Origin of the sequence: Puerhibacterium puerhi, from assembly GCF_009846865.1 — a bacterium.
Taxonomy (GTDB): Bacteria; Actinomycetota; Actinomycetes; order Actinomycetales; family Cellulomonadaceae; genus Puerhibacterium; species Puerhibacterium puerhi.
On sequence record NZ_WUWN01000019.1, the window covers coordinates 19,940 to 38,392 of the forward strand.

Consider the following 18,453-nt stretch of genomic DNA (forward strand, 5'->3'; position numbering starts at 1 on the left):
GGGAGCCCCAGAGCAGGTCGGCGGTGATCGACCTCGCCTGGCGCTCGCCCAGCCCAGCGCCGCCCCCGCCCCGACGACGAGTCCGCAGGCCACGGTGAGGACGAGCGCGGCGAGCCCGCCGCGCACGGCTGCCCTCCGACGCAGGCGGCGCAGGCGGCGCTCCGGCCCGACGGACAGCATGAACATCTGGGTGCCCCTCCCTACCGACGCCGAACCAGTGGTGGCCTCCATGCAGGCCAAGGGCTGGATCGTGCGCCTCGGCAGCGTCTTCAGCTCCAGCGGGGGCACGCCGGCCGCGATTCGTGTCACCGTGGCGGCGTTCGACGACGAACGATCGGCGACGTTCGCCAAGGACCTCGTCGACACGCTGGCATCGCTCGAGGCCTGACCTGTCGGTCGACGCGCCAGCCCGCCCGGCCGCCGTGCTACCGCAACCCGGCGAACGACCGCCGGCGCACCTTTCCCGCGTCATCGCGCACCGGCTCGCGTACTACCCGTACGCGAGCCGGACGTCTCGGCCGGTCGAGCAGGGCCGAGGCAAAGGCGCGCAGCGTCTCCGCGTCCACGTCAGCGTCCCCGATGTCGACCACGGCCTCGATGCGTTGGCCGTGCACCTCGTCCGGGACGCCGAAGGCCACCGCCGACCGCACGGACGGGTGCTCCTCGAGCACCCGCTCGACCTCGACGGGGTAGACCTTCTCCCCGCCTCGGACAATGACGTCGTCGTCGCGGTCGGTGATCCAGAGGTAGCCGTCGGCGTCGAGGTGTCCGACGTCGCCGAGCGTGTCCCACCCGTCGTGGGTGCGTCGGGTCGGCGCCCCGAGGTACCGGTAGGTCGAGGAGTCGCCGCGTCGCATCCAGACGAGCCCTGGCTCGCCCGGCTCGGCCTCGGTGCCGTCGGGACGCCGTACGCGGATCTGGGTGCCGCCGATGGGCCGCCCGACGCTGCCGGGCTTGCGCAGCCACTCGTCGCCGCGGATCATCGTCAGCCCGTTGGACTCTGACCCGGCGTACACCTCGACCACACGCTCGGCGCCGACCCACGCGAGGAAGCGCCTCTTCAGCCCCGGCGGGCACGGGGCACCGAGGTGCAGCAGCGTCTCGAGCGACTCGAGGCGGTCGGCGCCGCGCTCGGTCTCTGGGAGGCGCAGGAGCCGGTGCATCATCGTGGGCACGACCAGGCTCCACGTGACCCGGTGCTGCTCGACCGCGTCGAGCCAGGCGTGCTCGCCGAACCGCGGAAGCAGCACGAGCCGGTGCCCGGTGAGCAGTCCGCGGAAGGCGTAGGTGAAGGGGGCCGAGTGGGTCAGCGGCCCGCTGACGAGCTGCGTGGCCCGCGGAGGCAGGAACGCGGCGACGGGGGCGTCCGGGTCGAGCAGTGCCGGCGCGGTGGCGACCACGACCTTCGGGCGGCCGGTGCTGCCGGAGGACGTGGGCGCCTTCCACGAGCGCGCCCAGGCATCGGGCAAGGTGCTGTCGTCGAGATCCGCGCCGGGTTCGTGGCCTTCGAGCAGCGCGGGCACGCCGTCGACGGCCAGGCCGATGGTGAGCGCGGGGCGCGCGGTCGCCACGACGGCTCGTTGCTCGTCGGGCGTCAGCCCCCGCGACACAGGTTGCGGCGTCGCGCCGGCCTTCCAGATGGCGACGCAGACGATCAGCATCTCGAAGCCGTTGGGCAGCGACACCGTGACGAGGTCGTGCCGGTGCACGCCGCGGGCCAGCAGCTCGCGCGCGTAGCGGTTGCTGGCCCGGTCGAGCGCGCCGGCGGTCAGGGTGTGCGGTCCCATGACGGCGACGACGCGGTCCGGGTCAGCGTGCGCCGACCGGGTGACGATCCGTGAGATCGACTGCCGCGCCACCGTCGCCTCCCTCCCGCACGACGTGCTCGTAGAACCGCTCGTGCGCTGCGGCGGCACCGTCCCAGGAGTGGCGCGCGGCTAGCGCCCGTCCTGCGGCGGCGTCGGCACCCGACCCGCCGTCGACGGCCGAGGCGAGGGCCGCCGCGATCGAGGGGACGTCGTGTGCGTACCGCACGCAGTCGCCGAAGACCTCCCGGGTGACGGGAAGATCGCGGGCCACCACGGGCACCCCGGCGGCCAAGGCTTCCATCGCCGCCAGCCCGAAGCCCTCCTTCGTGGACACCATGCCCAGCACCGATGCCGCGGCGACCAGCGGCGGGACGTCGTCGTCGTCGAGAGTACCGAGGATGACCGGCTGGATGCCGAGCTCGGCGGCGCGCTCCTCGAACCGGGCGCGGTAGGGGCGGTAGTCGAAGAGGGTCTCGCCGCCGCCGAACACGAGCGACAGCCCCGGGTGGTCGCGGCGCAGCCGCGCGAAGGCCTCGAGCAGATCGATGGACCCCTTGCGCGGTTCGATGCCGCCGAGCGCGAGCACGTAGGAGCCGAGCCGGTCCCGCCAGGCGGTTCGGGCGGCCGCACCGGCGGGCGAGGCGGCGCGGACGAACCGCGCGGCGTCGACCCCGTTCGGGATGACCGTGGGCTCGAGCCGGTAGGCCGCGCTCACTTCGTGGGCGACCGCCTGGGAGACGCACAGCCGGGCGACGGGCTCGGTGATCGCCAGGCGGTGGCACTCCACCAGGCGTGGGGTGGTGAACTCGTCGAGGTGGTGGATCGTGCGCACGCACCGGGCGCCGGCGGCCACGACTGCGTTGGCGGAGATGCAGTCCTGGGCGTGGACGACGTCGAACGCGGGTCCGCGCTCCGGTCGGAAGGCCTCCTGGAAGGCGGCGGTCATGGTTCGGATGGAGCGTTCGATCCGCTGGCCTACCGTCTCGTCGTCGCGCGCCTCGAACGGCACCACCCGCACCTCGACGGCGGGGTCGACGGGGCGGAAGAATGCCTGGTCCCCGCCGCGCCCGAGCGTCCAGACGGTCACCTCGTGGCCGCGTCGCGCCAGGGCCTCCGCCAGGGCGAGGGTGTGCACCACTCCCCCGCGCGGTTTGGTCGAGTAGGTGATCTGGGCGATGTGCACGCTCGGCCTCCACAGTGTCAGGCGTCGGCGAGCGCGCCGAGGGCGTAGGAGCCGACGACGCGGTCTCGCAGGTGGTTCATGGTGCGACGGGCCCGGGCGACGTCCGACTCGACGTCGGCGGTGGCGACAGCGAGCCCACCCTTGGCCCAGGTCTTGGCCAGGATCTCGCCGGCGGGGTCGACGACCTTCGCCTGCCCGAGGAACCGCAGGTCTCCCAGCACGCCGGTCTGGTTGGACGAGACCAGGTACAGCTGGTTCTCCGCGGCTCGCGCGCAGTCGTACAGGTCGAACAGGTGGGCCTGCCGGTCGTTGCGGATGCGGTCGGAACGGTCGGTCACGCTGGCCGGCCAGGCGCTCAGGCAGGCGAGCACCACGGCGCCGTCGAGCGCGAGCGTCCGCGCCGCCTCCGGGAACGTCTTGTCGAAGTCGATGAGCATGCCCAGCCGTCCCAGCGGGGTGTCGAAGGCGGCGAACGAGCCTCCCGCGCGGTAGGCCTCGTTCTCCGCCAGCGGCAGGTGCACCTTGCGGTGCACCCCGAGCACGCCGTCACCATGCACGGCGACCGCCGTGTTGTACCGGACCTCGTGCCCCTCCTCGACGGCCCGCTCGGCGATGCCGAAGCAGACCACCATGTCGCCGGCCATGCGGGCGATGGCTGCCACCTCGGGCCCGTCGAGGTCGACGACGGGCGGCAGCGCCTCCGCGCCCGGTCCGTCGGTCGGGTGGTACAGGTCGTGCAGATACCCCCCGATGGTGGCATCGGGCAGCACCAGGAGGTCGACGCCGCGTCCGCGGGCCTGCTCGACGATGCCGGGCAGCTTGGCGAGGGTGCGGTCGATATCACGCCCGAAGTGAGCGGCGACCGCACCCATCGTCATCGTGGACATGGCGCCCAGGGTATGCGCGATGCCCTCACGCGCCCCCCGCCACGGCGGTCGCGAGCGCGACGCCCGGGCCCTCCCACGCGCCGGCCAGGCGATGGGCGGCCAGGGCTCCCGCCAGGTGCGCGGCATCGTCCGCCACCCCGAGGAAGCGGCCCGAGCCCCACGTGTGCAGCCAGGGCAGCCCGAGAAACGCCAGCCCCGGGACCGGGCTGAGCCCGCGCACGTGGCGCGGGTGGCCCTCCCCGTCCAGGACGTCCGGCGCGTGCGGGCCGAGCCACGACCAGTCGGCCCGGAAGCCCACGGACCACACGACGGCGCCGATCTCGTCGAACGACAGTCGTTCCGGCTGGACCTGCGGCCGCCACACCGGGACGTACCGTTCCTCGGGCGGCGCGTCGATGCCGTGCGCGTCGATGTAGCGGTCGATGTCGTTCTTGATCGACTCGGCCACCGAGTCGGCATGATCCAGGTCCGCCTCGAGCGTCGGCGCGAACGTGATCGCGCCCCCGCCCGCCCCACCGACCTCGACACCCGTGGCACGCCCGTACAGGTGCATGCCCCGGCGGGCGAAGTCGCGCAGGTCGATGTCCCGCCCGCCGTCGCGCCCGGTCACGTAGTGGTTGGTCGACTCGCGCTTGGCCAGCCCGCGGGCCGCCACGGGGATGTCGTACACGCCCATCTCCGCCAGCCAGGTCATGCAGTCCTTGCCGCGGTAGCGGCGTGCCACGCGCGGCGCGCGGCCGGCGGCGAGGTGGACCTCACGGCCGGCGAGGAACAGGTCCTCGGCGATCTGCGTGCCGGACTGTCCGGTGCCGACCACGAGGACCGGCCCGTCCGGCAGCTGGTTGGCGTTGCGGTAGGTGTGGGAGTGGATCTGCGCGACGTGGTCGGGCAGGCCGGACGCCCACGCCGGCACCACCGGTCGGTGGTACCCCCCGACCGCGGCGACCACCGCGTCCGCCGAGATCGTCCCCGCCGTGGTCGTCACGTCGAAACCACCGCCCTCGCGCGGAGCGAGGTGGGTGACCGCCACGCCTTCGGCGACCGGGGCGTCGAACGAGTCGGCGTAGCGGCGCACCCACGCATAGACCTCGTCGCGCTTCATGAAGCCGTCGGGGTCGGGTCCGTCGTACGGGTAGCCCGGCAGACGGCAGTGCCAGTTCGGGGTGACCAGGGTGAACGCGTCCCAGCGCCCGTCGCGCCACTCGTGGGCGACGGTGTCTCGTTCCAGCACGAGGTGGTCCACGCCGGCGGCCACCAGGTGGTGGGACAGCGACAGGCCGGCCTGCCCGCCGCCCACGACGACGACCTCGTGGTGGGCCCCGTCCACGACACCGGCGCGGATCATGCGGCACCCCCCGTTGCGGCCGTGGCGGCCTGCGCCGCGGGCAGCGGCGGGGCCATCCGCAGCACCTGCACCTCGCCGTCGTCGGCGTACCGGGCGGCGACCTCGCGGATCTCGGCCTCCTGCGCCATGGCGGAGGTGCAGGCCACGCCGTACCGGGCACGCACCCGCTCGCTCGCCTGGCCGAGCGCGCGGGCGGACCGCTCGACGAAGTCGCTCACGGGGTAGCGCGCGCCGACCTCCAGGTGGTCCCACATGACCAGGCTGGGTGAGTAGCAGACGGTGTCGGTGCCGTCGGGCCAGCGCACCTCGAACGTCATCTCAGGCATGGGCCAGCTCCCGCCACCCCTGGGCCTGCGGGGAGTCGGCCTCGGTCACCGGGCCGTAGGCGTCCGGCCGGCGGTCGCGCAGGTGGAACATGCCGCCCCGCATGGTGCGGAAGGTGCCCTCGACGTCGATCTCGGCCACGGCCAGCCCGGCGCCCAGAAGGGTGGTGGCCAGCACGTTGCCGCCCGGGTCCACGACCTTCGCGTTGCCGACGTACCGCAGCGACCCGAAGGTGCCCGACTGGTTCGAGGCGATCCAGAAGACCTGGTTGTCGAGTGCCCGGGCGGTGTCGAACAAGTTGAACCGGTAGGTCCATCGGTCGTCCTGGAGGTTCTCCGCGGTCGCGGTGCGCGCGGCCGGCCACGCCGACAGCGACACCACGATCTCCGCCCCGTCGAGCGCCAGCACCCGAGCCGCCTCCGGGAACGCCTTGTCGTAGCAGATCTGCAGGCCGATCCGGCCCAGCGGGGTGTCGAACGCGTGGTAGCCCGGTCCGGCCGCGTAGGACATGGCCTCCCCCAGCGGCTGGTGCACCTTGCGGTAGGAGCCGTAGATCCGTTGCCCGTCGAGGCAGACGGCGGCGTTGTAGCGGGTCTCGCCATCATCGTCGAGCTCGCAGAACCCGATGACGACGACGGTCTCGCCCGCCAGCTCCTGGACGCGGCGGATCTCGGGGCCGTCCAGGCGGATCGCCGGCGGCAGGGAGCGGGTGGTGGTGCGCACGGTGTCCCCGTGGTTGCCGAGCGACGAGAGGTACCCGCCGATCGACGCCTCGGGGAAGGCGACCAGCTGGGCGCCCTGGGCCCGCGCGTCCTCGAGCAGCTGCTCGATCAGCGCGTAGTTCTGCTCCAGGTCGCGCGTGAAGTTCGCCGATACGGCGGCAACGGTGATGCTCACGACGGCGCTCCTACAGGTTGTAGGTGGAGTTGATGATGGCGCCCTTGCGGGCGTAGTGGATCAGGGCGTCCTGGACGTCCAGCGGGTGGGCGGGGATCACCCCGGCGATGAGGTCCTCCTCGCGCATGCCGTGCAGCGCCATGCCGAACCGGCAGCAGAAGACGGTGCCGCCCTCGGCGATGAACGTCTCCAGCGAGCCGTTCATGTTGAGCTCGCCCGGGAAGCCGGAGTCGCCCGTGGTGGGGAAGCCGCGGTTGGCCGCGCAGGCGAGCGCGCCAGGGCCGTAGAAGTAGATGGCCGACTCGAAGCCCTTCCGCAGGGCGCGCGTGGCCTGCAGGATCGCCACGAAGCTCACCGACGACTCGTGCGGGATGCCGTGGACCAGCGTGAAGTATGACTCGCCGTTCTCGGCCTTGTAGTCCGGGAAGATCTTGGTGGAGCCGTACAGGTTCGTGCCCTTGGGCAGCGAGGGGTGCGGGATCTCCGCGAGGGACGCCTCGATGTTGGCCTGGATCTGCTCGTCGAACGGCATTCTTCGTGCTCCTTCTCGTTGGGGTCGTGCGGGTCGTGGGGCGCCGGTCGCTCCGGCGGGTCTTGGGGCGCGGGGGCGGTCAGCCGGCGGAGGGGCCGGCGGCGCCGAGGCCGGTAGCAGGATCGACGACGGCGTTGGTGGTGACGCCGTCGGGCCAGCGCAGGCGCACCCCGGGCTCTGCGGTCAGCCGGCCGCACTCGGCCGATGTCGCCAAGGGGCCGACGGCGGCAGGCAGGCGTGACCGCCCGGGGGCGTCCGCGGTGAGCATCGCGTAGCCGGGGAAGCAGGTCAGCCAGTCGCCTGTCGCGGCGGTCGACGGGGTCGGCACGTGCGCCACGTCGATGACGGCCCCAGTTCCCGATGCCTCGGCGAGCATCGCGGTCGTCCCGACGACGCCGGCCATGGACACGTCCTTGGCCGCGCGGGGGGCCGCGGTCGCGACGGCGCCGGCCAGGTGGCGCAGCTCGGCCGACGTGCGGGCGGACGTCGAGTCCCACTGGCGGCCTTGGAACCCGCGCCGCCAGCGCCCGGAGAGATCTGCCGTCAGGGACAGCGCGTCACCCGGCCGCCCTCCGCCGCCCGGGACGGGGCGATGGGTGCGGCCGAGGGCCGTGACGGACAACGCGGCCGGTACTCCGAGCTGTGTGTGGCCGCCCAGCACCGGCAGGCCCCAAGCCTGGGCCGCGCTGTGCAGACCGTTCATCATCCGGCGGGCGAACGACAGGGTCGGCGCGCCGAGGGCGTCCAGGAGCCCGACCGGCCGGGCCCCCATCGCGGTGAGGTCGTTGACGTTGACCAGCACGGCGCACCAGCCGGCCCACTCGGGGTCCCGGTCGAGCAGGGCCGGCAGGATCGCGTCGCACGCGGCGACCATGTCGGTGCCGGGTACGGGTGCGCCGTCGTCGCCGACAAACCCGGCGCCACCGAGCGTCCCGCCGGGCACCAGGGTGCCGGCGTCCTCGAGCAGCGGCCCGACCAGCGCGGCCAGCGCCGTCTTGGTCGAGGTCACCAGGTCGGCGATCCGCGTGACAGGCCAGCGCATGCGCACGTGCGGAGTCCCCTGCACGTCGCACGAGTCCCACGCCTGCCAGCCGAGCCGCTCGAACAGGATGCGGTTGCGGGCCTGGACCGTCGCTTCGAACCGCAGGACGCCGAGCTCGGCGGCCCGGGCGCACGCCGCGCGGACCAACGCCGCGCCGATCCCCCCGGCATGCCGCGCCGAGCGCGCGACGACGAGACGGCTTCCAGTCCACCAACCGATGTCGCGGCCTGCGGCGTCCAGGGCCTCGGGTGCCGGGGCGAGGCGCACGCCGCCCAGCACCCGGTCCTCGCCGTCCACCGCGACCAGCACCTCGGTGCGCGGGTCGTCGTCGACGCGGTCGTGGTCGTCACCGGCGAACAGGCCCTGCTCCCCGACGAACACGTCGCGTCGCAGCGCCCGGTAGTCGGCCACGTGCCGAGGGCCGGCCGGGCGGACGGTCCACGGTCGGGGCGCGCCCGGCACGGCCACCGTCCCGGTGAGGGCGGGGACGTCGAGCATGTCAGCCCCCGACCGCGGCCAACGCGCTGCACGCCCCGCAGGCGGCGCAGCCAGCGGCCTGGTCGGCGCCCCGCATCCCGGCGTTCCGCAACAGCACCCCCACCCGGCGGGTGATGTCCGCAACGGTGCCACGGTGCGGCGCCGGCACGTGGTCGACGTCGGTGGCGAGCGTGCCGGCCAGAGGCCGGAACGGGACCACGAACGGGTACACGCCCATCTCGATGAGCTCACCAGCCGCCGCGACGAGCTCGTCGGGGTGCTCGCCGAGGCCGACCAGCAGGTAGGTGGAGACCTGGTTGCGGCCGAAGACGCGCACCGCCTCGCGCCACGCCGCCCGGTACTCGTCGAGCGAGACGGTCGACTTGCCCGGCATCCACCGGCGTCGCACCTCGTCGTCCATGGACTCGACGTGGATGCCGATGGACCGGGCGCCGGCCTCGTACAGGTCGGTGATCGCCTGCAGGTCAGCCGGTGGCTCGCACTGCACCTGGATCTGCAGCTCGGGCACCGCCTTCTTCACGGCGCGGACGCAGCGGGCCAGGTGCTTGGCCCCGCGGTCCCAGCCGTTGGAGGTGCCGGTGGTCATGACCATCTGCGAGACGCCGTCGAGGTCGCGCGCAGCCCGCGCCACCTCGGCGAGCATCGCCGGCGTCTTGACCGCGATGGTGGTGCCGGACCGCAGCGAGGACTCGATCGCACAGAACCGGCAGCGCTCGCTCTCGTCGTAGCGCACGCAGGTCTGCACCACGGTGGTCGCGAGAACGTCACGGCCGTGCAGCTTGGCGATCTTGTCGTACGGGGTCCCGTCCGCGGTGGTCAGGTCGTAGAATCGCGGGCGGGTGACCGGCTGCACGTCCATCCCGAGGTCCGCACCGTCGAGCGTCAGGCGACCCTGGCGCACGAGGTAAGGACTGTCGGGGTTGAGCGGGATGGCGGCACCCGTACCGCCGATGACGAAGTGTCCGTCGTCGCTCGGCCCCGCGCCGCCGTTGCGGCGGACCGGAGCGTCGCTGCGCACGCCGAGGAGGGCAAGGCTCACTCGGGTCGAGAGCTGGTCGGTGGGCGACATGGCTCAAGTTAAGGCGCCCGTTCTTTCCGAGTGGTTTCTGGCGGAATAAGAACGTGTGACAGCACTCACGACTTTCTACGACGATCTGGCCACACCATATGGGCTGGGTCTCGCTGTCACGGAAGTGGTCGGTGGGCTGGGAATACGCCTCTACCTCCGTGATCCCGGACGCTTCCGGTGACCGGTCGGTTCCGCGTGGCTCCATCTAGTTCGTGACAGGAACGTGCGATCGCGGGCCATTCAACGCAACGGATTCGCCCGTCAGGCATCAATGACCACGGGTCTTTGGTCGGAGGAGGGCCAACTCCGGCCACCTCGCGGGACCGCTGACAGGGGCACGCCGACCTGGCCAGGACTGGCCCAGCTGCCCTCGCGGACCTGCATGGGCTTGGCGATGGTCGTGGCGCCGTTCGTCACCATCGCCTTCGGCCCGCTCGAAGGCGTGGTGCTCGCGAACGTCTGGAGCGAAGTGGCAGCTGCCCTCACGTGGTGGCAAGTGCGCCAGCACGTCGACTGGAGAGCGTTCGCGGTGCTCACCGGAACAAGCCTGGTCGGGGTCGGCCTCGGGACCGTCGTGGCCCGTTCCGGGCCGGAGGCGCCGTTGCAGGTCGTGCTTGGCGTCGTGCTTGGCGTCGCGCTTGCCGCTGCGGTGCCGGCTTCGATCGCCGTCGCGCGTACCGAGATCCACGGGGCGGGCAGAGGTTGGCAGGCCGTCACGGGTGCCGCGACGGGGACCCTCGTAGCTTCGGCTGGCATCGGCGGCCGCAGTGCTTTCCCGCTGGGATCGCCGTCGCAACCGCCGTCGGGATCTCCCCTGACAGCTGGCCTCAGATCGACGCGGTCGCATGGGGGCGCTCACCGGTGCTTTCGCTCTCGGACTCGTCGCCGGAGCACTCCTTGCTCGCCGAGTCCCGCCGGCGGACGATTCACCGTGATCGCCCTGGCGCTTATCGGGTCGGCACTGAGCGTCGCCCACGGGCTCTTGCACTGGTGACGTGCGGTCGAAACCTCTCGCCGCGACGCCGATCGGGCGCGCCCCTGCGTCAACGCTGTCGGACAAGGCGGCGAAGCCCTGAACGTTTACCAGCGTCCTGAGTGACCCCGCACCTCGGTGCGCGCAAAGGTGGTCGGCCACCATGCCTGCCCGCGCCCGCGGCCGCGACGTCATGTGGCGTTGGCGCGGGTGACCCTTTCGTCGGAGGCCGCGCGGGTCGATGATGGTGTAGCAGTTGGTTCGGCAGCGCGGCCGGAAGGGCGGAACGATGCGCGTCGAGTCAAGGGTGATGTCGCTGTCGTGGATCCCGTCGGAGTCGTTGAGCGGGTATCTGCGACTGGGATTCGAGATCGGCCTGGGCAGGTACGACGACCCACCACCAGAGACGGCGCCAGGCCACGAGCACATCGATCGAATGTGTCGCGAGAGCCGCTTCCGCTTCGCCAACGTCCTGCATGGTTGGGCCGACTTCGAAGATGGCGGACGGCCCGTCGCATGGGGCTTCGGCGACGAGTCGTTGGGATACGTGAGTTCGAGCACTGTGCACATCTCCGTGGCGCGCGCGAGGGTCACGTTCGACGGGTTCGCCCTACCGACTTTGCGCCCCGACCCGGAAGTAAGCGCCGACGGCGTGCGCTTCACTCAGACGGTGGGAGGCCGTACCGGCTCGCCTCTACCTCGTCCCGTGCCACACCCTCCGTTCGTCCGCTGGCACGCGCCCATCGTCTGGACGACGCTGGCGCTCACGCTCCGCCCCGACGGGAGCACCATCGTCGAGCTGCCCGGCGCCAGCGCGTTCCCTCGCCACTGGGTGTACGGAAGCGACGGGCAACTTCTCCTTAAGAGCGGCGTGACCGACTTGGAGGCCTGGCAGTCGCACTCCTTCGGCTCCAACACTCCCTGGGGCGCCCACGATTCACCGACCTTGGTTAGCGGGTTTGAGAGTGCTTTGGAGCGACGGTTGTCCACCCGGGTGATGCGCGGCGAGCGCGTCCCCGAGTACCGGCGCCTTTCCCCGGGGACCACGGTCACGCGCCAAGGAGACCGGGCCGCGGAGCTGTACTTGGTCTTGGACGGAATACTGCGCGTTGACGTCGATGATGTTCCCGTGGCAGAGCTTGGCCCCGGAGCCGTGCTGGGCGAGCGCGCCATCCTGGAAGGCGGCGAGCGCACCGCAACCGTCGAGTGCCTCACTCCGACGCGCATCGCGGTCGTGCCCGTCGATGCGATCGACATCGAAGCACTGCGGGCTTTGTCACAGCTGCACCAGCGCGAACACTCCACCGGGTGACAGCCACGCGGCGAGGAGCCAACCGTGCCGCCACGGACCTACTACGCGCGTAACGACGGCCTGTACATCGCGTACCAGGTGGTCGGCTCCGGGGACGCGTGCATCGTGCAGTCCTTCGCCGGCCCCACTCATCTGGAGGCGCTGTGGGACCTACCCGAGCTTGCCGGCGGCGTGGAGCAGCTGGCCCGCGTCGCCCGGGTGATCATCTACGACAAGCGGGGGGCCGGGCTCTCCGACCATCAAGGATCACCCGTCACGCTCGAAGAACGTGCCGCTGACCTTCTCGCGGTGATGGACGCTGCTGACGCTCCACGCGCGATGCTGACCGGGGCAGCAGACGGCGCGGCCGCCTCGCTCGTAGCCGCGGCGCTGGCGCCGGACCGGGTCACAGGCATGGTCGTCACGGAGATCATGGCGACCTTGACGGCTCGTCCTGGCCACCCGTGGGGGCTCACCGAGGCGGCGAGCAGGATGCTGACGCAGTCGCGATGGGGCGAGGCGGATGTCCTCTCCTACCTTGGTCTCGCTGCCGACCCGCGCCTAAGTGAGCTCTGAAGCCGTTGGGAACGCATGGCCGGCACACCCACGATGGCGATGCAGTCCTTGCGTTCCATGCTCCAGATGGACCTGCGCCCGTACCTGTCCGGAGTCTCGGCGCCCGTAATCGTCGTGCGCCCGAAAGACGGCAGCCTGGTGCCCCTAGAGGGCGTCCGGTGGCTCGTCGACCACCTGCCCGACGCGCGGCTCATCGAGGTCGACGGCAGCCTCGCTGACGCCGCCCTACCAGGGGGCCCGGTGCTGGCAGAGCTCGAAGAGCTCGTCGCCGGCACCCGCACCGCCACACCGGCGCGACGCGAGCTGCGGGCCATCCTAGTCACCGACCTCGTCGGGTCAACAGCACTGCTCAGACAGCTTGGTGACGAGGGATGGCGCCGCCTCCTGGCCAGTCATCGCGCCGTGGTCCGAACCGCGCTCGCCCGATATCAGGGAACTGAGATCGACACTGCCGGTGACGAGTTCCTGGCGACGTTCACGCTCCCTAGCAACGCGCTGCGGTGTGCGATGGAGATCCGCGACGTCTCGCGAACACAGGGCGTTGCCGTGCGGCAGGGTCTTCACGCGGGCGAGGTCTCCGTCCTGTCCGACGGCATCGCGGGAGGCACGGTTCACGCCGCAGCCCGCGTATCGGCCCTCGCGGGAGCCGGAGAAATACTGCTGACCGAGACCATCCTGCAGATGTTCGCCGGTGATACCCCATCGTGCGAGCCGGCCGGGAGCAGGGTCCTGCGCGGCCTGCCTGGGCGCTGGCGACTGCACCGAGTTGCGGACGCTTCACACACCAACTGACGTTTTCGCCGTGGGCTCGGGATGGCACGGCCGCAGGCGACTGCCCACTTGACCGCGGTCGGGATGGCCGCCCCGCAGTCGCTCACCGATGGCAGCGGGGCACCAGGGACCACGGAACGCTCCTACCGCTGCCATCGACCTGTGGGGACCCAGAGCGCGGGTTCCTTCGGCATCGGGCACGGGCTTGCAACTAGCAGCCGCAGACCACGGACGTGTGCGGACGCCGGCTTCATCAACGCTTTGGGACCGTGGTGGGTCACGACGCTCGAACGAGCCGCGCGACCGATCGCCGCGATCGTTCTCGCACCGCGTGCAGATCCGCGGCCGATACGCCCAGTGCCCTTCCCTCGACCGCTCCAGCGCCTGGCCGTACCGCGCTTGGCACACTATTGCTTGGACCGCGTCGCCGGTTATGAACCAGCAACGCCGAACTCCGTGCGCCGCGCCGACGCCCTCGATTTCAAGCCATGGGCCTGAGGTGGCGCTAAGAGCCCAAGGGACGGCGAAGTCGTTCGGTGACCCCCGCTGAGCGCGCACCTCGCAACCGGCGCTCAGCAGGGACTGTCATGGCAGGCTGCATCCCACTGGGGACCGACGTTGAGGCACATCGCGTACGTCGAACCGACCCGCCCCCCTTACGGTGAGGGGAAAGCCAGGAGCCACACCGATCAGAGAGGCCGCCCGATGGCACGAAGCTCGCGGACTGTCGACGCCTACATGTCTCAGTTGCGGCACCCGCTCAAGGCGGGGATCGAGCAGCTGCGTTCCGCGATCCTGGCGTCCAACGACCAGATCACCGAGCAGGTGAAGTGGAATGCCCCGAGCTTCTGCTACGGCGGCGTCGACCGCGCCACATTCCGGCTACAGCCAGGCGATCGGTTCCAACTGATCCTGCACCGCGGCGCCAAGCCACGGGACGACAGCGCGGAGTTCCAGTTCGAGGACACCACGGGCCTGCTGGATTGGCGCGGCCCCGATCGTGCGGTCGTCACCTTCCGTGACGTCGCCGACGTCGAGGCACGCCAGACCGCGGTCGTGCGCCTCGTCAATCGCTGGATGAGCACGTGAATCGTCCGGTCTCGGGGCCGGCTGAGGGCACACCGGCCGCGTGCTGATGCCGTTCGTGATTGCACCAAGATGACGATGCGGGGCGACTCCTCAGGCCTCAACGGAGCTTAGTAGGAGCGCGCCGCCGTCCCACCGGATCAGCGCATCTGTCCGGTCACCGGCTTGCACCCAGTCCCGCCCATGATGCTGCGGTGCAGCGATGCCGGGTCCCTCAGCGTCGTGGGACTGCGGTGGGCCCTGCCCCGCTCGCCTGCTGGGCGGAAGTGCTGGGCAGGTGAAGGCCTCGGGCCCAGATGTTGTCCAGTCGCCTAGCGGGCAACAGGGTTTTCATGCCGAGGATGATTCGGGCGTCGCGCCCCACCATCGCGCGCGGGCGCGGCCGACGGCGACCGAGCGCCCGCTCGACCGCTTGCGCCGCCCGGTCTGCCGGCAACGCGCCCTTGCGGATCTTTGCGACCAAGAGCCGCTCGCCGGTGAAGTGGTTGGTGTAGAGCGCACGCATCTCAGGGGCGAGCGCGGCCTCGAGGTGGTCGATCAGCGCGTCCATCCGGTGCCATGGCTCGGTGTCGATGACGCCGGGCTCGACGAGCGCGACCGATACGCCGAAGGGCCGCAGCTCCACCCGCAGGCAGTCGGCGATTGCCTCGACGGCGTACTTGGACGCGTTGTACATCCCAGTGAATGGGAAGGACACACGCCCGTTGATCGAGGAGATGAACACGATCCGGCCGTGAGCCCGGCGCAACCGCGGCAGCACCGCGCGGGTAACCTCGAGGGGACCGGCGAGGTTGACGTCGAACTGGTGGTGCACCTCCGCCCGGGACAGCGTCTCGACGGGGCCTGCCACCGCGATCCCGGTGTTGTTGACGAGGCCGTCGAGGTGGTCGGGCAGGACGTCGTCGAGTGCGGCCACGTGCTCGGGGACGGTGACGTCGAGCTCCACGGGCACGATCTGGTCGGACTCCGTCGTGAGCTCCTTGGCGGCGACGTCGGAGCGGACGCCGCCGTAGACGGTCCAGCCCGAGCGGGCCAGGCGCATTGCGGTGGCGCGGCCGATACCGCGGCTGGCGCCGGTGATGAGGACTGATCGAGTAGTCATGGGCCCACGCTCGCCTGCTTGTGCCGCACGGTTGCAAGTAGCGCACTACTCGTCTCCTGGCGCCGGCCTACCTAGGCTGCTGTCATGGAGCGGCCGTGGTCGCTCACCGGGCGCGACGAGGAGCTGCGGGCGATCGCGGCGGCCCTCCGGCCCGGTGCGGCAGGAGTGCACGTGGCGGGCCCGCCCGGGGTGGGCAAGACCCGCCTGGTCCGTGAGGCCCTCACGCGCGGCCCCGCCCGGCAAAGGCGGGTGGTCTGGGCGCACGGAAGCACGGCGGCTCGTCAATACCCGCTTGGGGCCTTCGCCGGGGTCGTGGCCGAGCGCGTCTCCGTCGAGCCTCAGGGACCGGCGCACGCCGTGGCCGACACGATCCAACGTCTCGTCGAGCCGGGGCCGGTTGTGCTCGTCGTCGACGACGCGCATCTTCTCGACGAGCTCTCCGCCATCGTCGTCCACCGCGTCGTCGTCCAGCGGCTCGCCCCCGTGATCGCCACCGTCCGCACCGGCGAACCGGCGCCCGACCCCGTGACGGCGCTGTGGAAGGACGACCACTTGCCCCGGATGGACCTCGGGCCGCTCGACCTGGGCGCCACCGCGACGCTGCTCGCGCGCGTCCTCGGTGGGCCCGTGGAATCTGTGTCCGCGCGCCGGCTGTGGGCGCTGACCGAGGGCAGTCCCCTGTACCTGCGCCACCTCGTCGCCGGCGAGCTCGACGCGGGCCGGCTCGCCCCCTCCGCGGGGATCTGGCGCTGGACCGACCAACCGACGATCTCTGCTGGCCTCGCCGCGCTCCTCCAGCACCAGATCGGAGCACTACCGCCCGCCGTACGCGACGTCGTTGACATCCTCGCCCTCGCCGAGCCCGTCGCGGCGCCCGCGCTCACCCGCCTAACGGCCGCGAATGCGGTGGAGGGCGCCGAGTCGCGCGGCCTGGTCCGTGCCGATGCGGTGCGCGGAACGCTCGTCCTGCGCCTGGCGCATCCCCTGTACGGGGAGGTCCGCCGAGCCGTCATGGGCAGGCTGCGGGCGCGGCGTCTCCGCGGCCTGGTCGCCGTAACACTCGTCGAGCCCGCCGACCTGATCCCCCGAGCGGTGCTCGTGCTCGATTCGGACCTCGACCCTGACCCACCGCTCTTCCTCCGTGCCGCCGAGGCCGCGCTCCGGCTCCACGACCTGCCCCTCGCTGAGCGGCTGGCGCGAGCCGCCGCCACGACCGGCGACCGGGCGGCGCTGCTCCTCCATGCCTCAGCGCTGTCATGGCTCAGCAGGGGCGAGGAGGCAGAGGCGATCCTCCGTGTGCTCGCCGACGGCGCGCTCGATCCCGCGACCCGGTCGATGGCGCACCTCTATCGCGCCGGCAACCTTTTCTTCACGCTGGCCCGGCCGGGCGACGCGCGCGCGGCGCTTGCCGCGGCACACCATGCTGGCGGTGCGCCGGTCCACACCGCGGCCATGTCCGCCGCGTTGTCCGTCGGGCTGGACGACATCCGCGAAGTGCTGGATCACGCCTCGACGCTGCTCGACGCGGACCATCCCGACGAGCTGTCACGGCTGCTCGCCGCCTCGGCCGTCTCGGGGGCGGCCGCCGTCACGGGCTGCGCCGACCTGCTCGCAGGTGCGGCGGCGCTCGGCGGGCTCACCTCCGACCACGTACCGACCGCCATCCCCGGCTTCGGGTTGGCGGACTTCCAGATCCTCGGTCACCGCCTGGCCGGAGACTTAGGCGCCGCCGACGAGGTCGCCCGGCACATGCAGGTCGCCTCGGCCGACCTACCGGGCCCCGCGCGCCTGATGGGACAGGTCCTCGCCGGGCACGCCGCGCTCGCCCGTGGTCTCGTCCGGGAGGCGCTCGAGCAGCTGCGCGAGGCCTGGGCAGGCCTGGCGCCTACCGGCCACGAGTTCCGCTACCGCGCCCGGACACTGCTGGCCGCGGCCCTGTCGCTCTCGGGTCGCGCGCAGGAGGCCGGTCTCCTGCTCGACGGCGTCACCACGGACCAGCATCCGGCCTACCGGCTCTACGCCCCCGACGACCTGCTCGCCCGCGCCTGGGGCGCCGCCGCGGACGGTGCCCCCACCGAGGGCGCGCGGCTCGCAGCTGCCGCCGCGCACCTGGCTCGCCGGCAGCAGTCGCCGGCCTACGAGGTGCTCGCATGGCAGACCTGGGTCCAGCTCGCCCCCGCGCCGCAGACGCCGGCACGGCTCGCGGAGCTCGCAGCCTCCAGCCACCGAGCCGAGTGCGCGCTCACCCACGCCCTCGCGCTCGCGGAACGTGACGCCGACGGACTCCTCGCAGCAAGCGGCGCATGGGCGCGCCTCGGCGACCTCATTGCCGCCGGGGATGCCGCCGCCCAGGCCGCTACCATGCACCGCAGGGCCGGACGCCCAGGAGCCGCCCTGACCGCCGCCGCCGAGGCCGGGCGGCTGGCGCAGCGTTCCGGTGCACACACCCCCGCCCTCGCCGCCGCGACACGGCCGCTCCCCCTCACCGCCCGGGAACGGGAGATCGCCACCCTCGCCGCGCACGGACTCTCCAACCGCGCCATCGCGACCCGCCTGACGGTGTCCGTGCGGACGGTCGAGGGCCACCTCTACCGCGCCAGCCACAAGCTCGGCGTGTCCGACCGCAGCGAGCTCGGAACAATCCTGGCGTCTGGCGCACCCGGTCTTGAAGTGCCAGCGAGACACAGTCCGATCTGAGGAAGTCCCCGGCCGTCGGAGCAGTTGCGCGCATCGCTCACCGACGGACACGGCGGTCAGGCGCGCCTTCACGGCACCCGGGCGCCTCGCGCGATCAAGGCCTCCTCGCCGCGCAGGAATGCCTCGGCGTCCGCCTTCGTGGTGAAGGTGAAGGAGTATCGGAACCCGTCGGGCCCCTCGTACCGGGCTCGCCAGCCCGCGGTCCTGCCAGACCTGCCGTTCTTGCGGCGTTCGGTCTGGCCGAATCCGCGCCTCGTTCCAGCCATCGTGCTGGTACCTCCCCGGTGGTCAGGTGTTCGTCTGGCACCGACCTGTGGGTCTCTGGTGGGTCTTAGGAAGACCCACAGGGGCCATATCTGGCCCCTTCCGTCC

At 72.0% G+C, this 18,453-nt stretch carries 17 protein-coding genes; 7 read left to right on the forward strand and 10 right to left on the reverse strand.

What is annotated here, in order from left to right:
- The first annotated feature begins 190 nt into the window (after positions 1-190).
- The gene (locus GSF02_RS11450; RefSeq protein WP_159796256.1) at positions 191-388 is read left to right on the forward strand and encodes a hypothetical protein; all 198 of its coding nucleotides are present in this window, start codon (positions 191-193) and stop codon (positions 386-388) included.
- A 37-nt stretch (positions 389-425) separates the two neighbouring features.
- Here GSF02_RS11450 and GSF02_RS11455 read toward each other — a convergent pair whose 3' ends face one another.
- The 9 genes from GSF02_RS11455 to GSF02_RS11495 all read right to left on the reverse strand — a co-directional run bounded on the left by GSF02_RS11455 (position 426) and on the right by GSF02_RS11495 (position 9,585).
- Positions 426-1,787, reverse strand: a complete 1,362-nt coding sequence (locus GSF02_RS11455) for an AMP-binding protein (RefSeq protein ID WP_159796259.1) — start codon at positions 1,785-1,787, stop codon at positions 426-428.
- 22 nt (positions 1,788-1,809) lie between these two features.
- A complete protein-coding gene (locus GSF02_RS11460) occupies positions 1,810-2,991 on the reverse strand; it encodes an MSMEG_0565 family glycosyltransferase (protein ID WP_159796262.1) in 1,182 nt (393 codons plus the stop codon).
- Between the two features lie 17 nt (positions 2,992-3,008).
- Positions 3,009-3,878, reverse strand: coding sequence for a carbon-nitrogen hydrolase family protein (locus GSF02_RS11465; protein WP_159796265.1), 870 nt, complete (start codon positions 3,876-3,878; stop codon positions 3,009-3,011).
- 25 nt (positions 3,879-3,903) lie between these two features.
- Entirely contained in the window at positions 3,904-5,223 is a 1,320-nt protein-coding gene (locus GSF02_RS11470; RefSeq protein WP_159796268.1) for an MSMEG_0569 family flavin-dependent oxidoreductase, read from the reverse strand.
- Complete coding sequence (locus GSF02_RS11475; protein WP_159796271.1) at positions 5,220-5,549, reverse strand: MSMEG_0570 family nitrogen starvation response protein; 330 nt, start codon at positions 5,547-5,549, stop codon at positions 5,220-5,222. The genes GSF02_RS11470 and GSF02_RS11475 overlap by 4 nt, the downstream gene beginning before the upstream one ends.
- Complete coding sequence (locus tag GSF02_RS11480; RefSeq protein WP_159796274.1) at positions 5,542-6,444, reverse strand: carbon-nitrogen hydrolase family protein; 903 nt, start codon at positions 6,442-6,444, stop codon at positions 5,542-5,544. Before GSF02_RS11480 ends, GSF02_RS11475 begins: the two co-directional genes overlap by 8 nt.
- Before the next feature lie 10 nt (positions 6,445-6,454).
- Positions 6,455-6,976: an MSMEG_0572/Sll0783 family nitrogen starvation response protein gene (locus tag GSF02_RS11485; RefSeq protein WP_159796277.1), complete on the reverse strand. Its 522-nt coding sequence runs from the start codon at positions 6,974-6,976 to the stop codon at positions 6,455-6,457.
- A 79-nt stretch (positions 6,977-7,055) separates the two neighbouring features.
- The gene (locus tag GSF02_RS11490) at positions 7,056-8,516 is read right to left on the reverse strand and encodes an MSMEG_0567/sll0787 family protein (protein ID WP_159796280.1); all 1,461 of its coding nucleotides are present in this window, start codon (positions 8,514-8,516) and stop codon (positions 7,056-7,058) included.
- 1 nt (position 8,517) lies between these two features.
- Complete coding sequence (locus GSF02_RS11495; RefSeq protein WP_159796283.1) at positions 8,518-9,585, reverse strand: MSMEG_0568 family radical SAM protein; 1,068 nt, start codon at positions 9,583-9,585, stop codon at positions 8,518-8,520.
- Positions 9,586-9,979: 394 nt separating this feature from the next.
- Between GSF02_RS11495 and GSF02_RS19160 the strand changes: the two genes are divergently transcribed.
- The 5 genes from GSF02_RS19160 (at position 9,980) to GSF02_RS11520 (ending at position 14,285) form a co-directional block, all read left to right on the forward strand.
- Positions 9,980-10,579 carry a TSUP family transporter gene (locus tag GSF02_RS19160; protein WP_408003889.1) on the forward strand — a complete coding sequence of 200 codons (600 nt, stop codon included), beginning with the start codon at positions 9,980-9,982 and terminating at the stop codon, positions 10,577-10,579.
- A 268-nt stretch (positions 10,580-10,847) separates the two neighbouring features.
- On the forward strand, positions 10,848-11,870 hold the full coding sequence (locus GSF02_RS11505; protein ID WP_159796289.1) for a cyclic nucleotide-binding domain-containing protein: 1,023 nt from the start codon (positions 10,848-10,850) through the stop codon (positions 11,868-11,870).
- A gap of 24 nt (positions 11,871-11,894) precedes the next feature.
- Positions 11,895-12,425, forward strand: a complete 531-nt coding sequence (locus GSF02_RS11510) for an alpha/beta fold hydrolase (protein ID WP_159796292.1) — start codon at positions 11,895-11,897, stop codon at positions 12,423-12,425.
- A gap of 57 nt (positions 12,426-12,482) precedes the next feature.
- Positions 12,483-13,217 (forward strand): adenylate/guanylate cyclase domain-containing protein, encoded by a 735-nt coding sequence (locus GSF02_RS11515; RefSeq protein ID WP_159796295.1) that lies wholly within the window; start codon positions 12,483-12,485, stop codon positions 13,215-13,217.
- A gap of 684 nt (positions 13,218-13,901) precedes the next feature.
- Positions 13,902-14,285 (forward strand): DUF1801 domain-containing protein, encoded by a 384-nt coding sequence (locus tag GSF02_RS11520; protein WP_159796298.1) that lies wholly within the window; start codon positions 13,902-13,904, stop codon positions 14,283-14,285.
- A 211-nt stretch (positions 14,286-14,496) separates the two neighbouring features.
- Here the strand turns inward: GSF02_RS11520 and GSF02_RS11525 are convergent, their stop codons facing one another.
- Complete coding sequence (locus tag GSF02_RS11525) at positions 14,497-15,384, reverse strand: SDR family oxidoreductase (RefSeq protein ID WP_159796301.1); 888 nt, start codon at positions 15,382-15,384, stop codon at positions 14,497-14,499.
- Positions 15,385-15,468: 84 nt separating this feature from the next.
- On the opposite strand from GSF02_RS11525, the gene GSF02_RS11530 reads away from it, so the two are divergent.
- Positions 15,469-18,081 carry a helix-turn-helix transcriptional regulator gene (locus GSF02_RS11530; RefSeq protein ID WP_159796304.1) on the forward strand — a complete coding sequence of 871 codons (2,613 nt, stop codon included), beginning with the start codon at positions 15,469-15,471 and terminating at the stop codon, positions 18,079-18,081.
- Positions 18,082-18,453 lie beyond the last annotated feature (372 nt).

Bases quoted from the DNA above. Each gene is read 5' to 3' on its own strand.
- GSF02_RS11455 (WP_159796259.1), bottom strand. From the start codon at position 1,787: ATGGGACCGCACACCCTGACCGCCGGCGCGCTCGACCGGGCCAGCAAC.
- GSF02_RS11465 (WP_159796265.1), bottom strand. From the start codon at position 3,878: ATGTCCACGATGACGATGGGTGCGGTCGCCGCTCACTTCGGGCGTGAT.
- GSF02_RS11470 (WP_159796268.1), bottom strand. From the start codon at position 5,223: ATGATCCGCGCCGGTGTCGTGGACGGGGCCCACCACGAGGTCGTCGTC.
- GSF02_RS11475 (WP_159796271.1), bottom strand. From the start codon at position 5,549: ATGCCTGAGATGACGTTCGAGGTGCGCTGGCCCGACGGCACCGACACC.
- GSF02_RS11485 (WP_159796277.1), bottom strand. From the start codon at position 6,976: ATGCCGTTCGACGAGCAGATCCAGGCCAACATCGAGGCGTCCCTCGCG.
- GSF02_RS11490 (WP_159796280.1), bottom strand. From the start codon at position 8,516: ATGCTCGACGTCCCCGCCCTCACCGGGACGGTGGCCGTGCCGGGCGCG.
- GSF02_RS11495 (WP_159796283.1), bottom strand. From the start codon at position 9,585: ATGTCGCCCACCGACCAGCTCTCGACCCGAGTGAGCCTTGCCCTCCTC.
- GSF02_RS19160 (WP_408003889.1), top strand. From the start codon at position 9,980: ATGGTCGTGGCGCCGTTCGTCACCATCGCCTTCGGCCCGCTCGAAGGC.
- GSF02_RS11505 (WP_159796289.1), top strand. From the start codon at position 10,848: ATGCGCGTCGAGTCAAGGGTGATGTCGCTGTCGTGGATCCCGTCGGAG.
- GSF02_RS11515 (WP_159796295.1), top strand. From the start codon at position 12,483: ATGCTCCAGATGGACCTGCGCCCGTACCTGTCCGGAGTCTCGGCGCCC.
- GSF02_RS11520 (WP_159796298.1), top strand. From the start codon at position 13,902: ATGGCACGAAGCTCGCGGACTGTCGACGCCTACATGTCTCAGTTGCGG.
- GSF02_RS11525 (WP_159796301.1), bottom strand. From the start codon at position 15,384: ATGACTACTCGATCAGTCCTCATCACCGGCGCCAGCCGCGGTATCGGC.
- GSF02_RS11530 (WP_159796304.1), top strand. From the start codon at position 15,469: ATGGAGCGGCCGTGGTCGCTCACCGGGCGCGACGAGGAGCTGCGGGCG.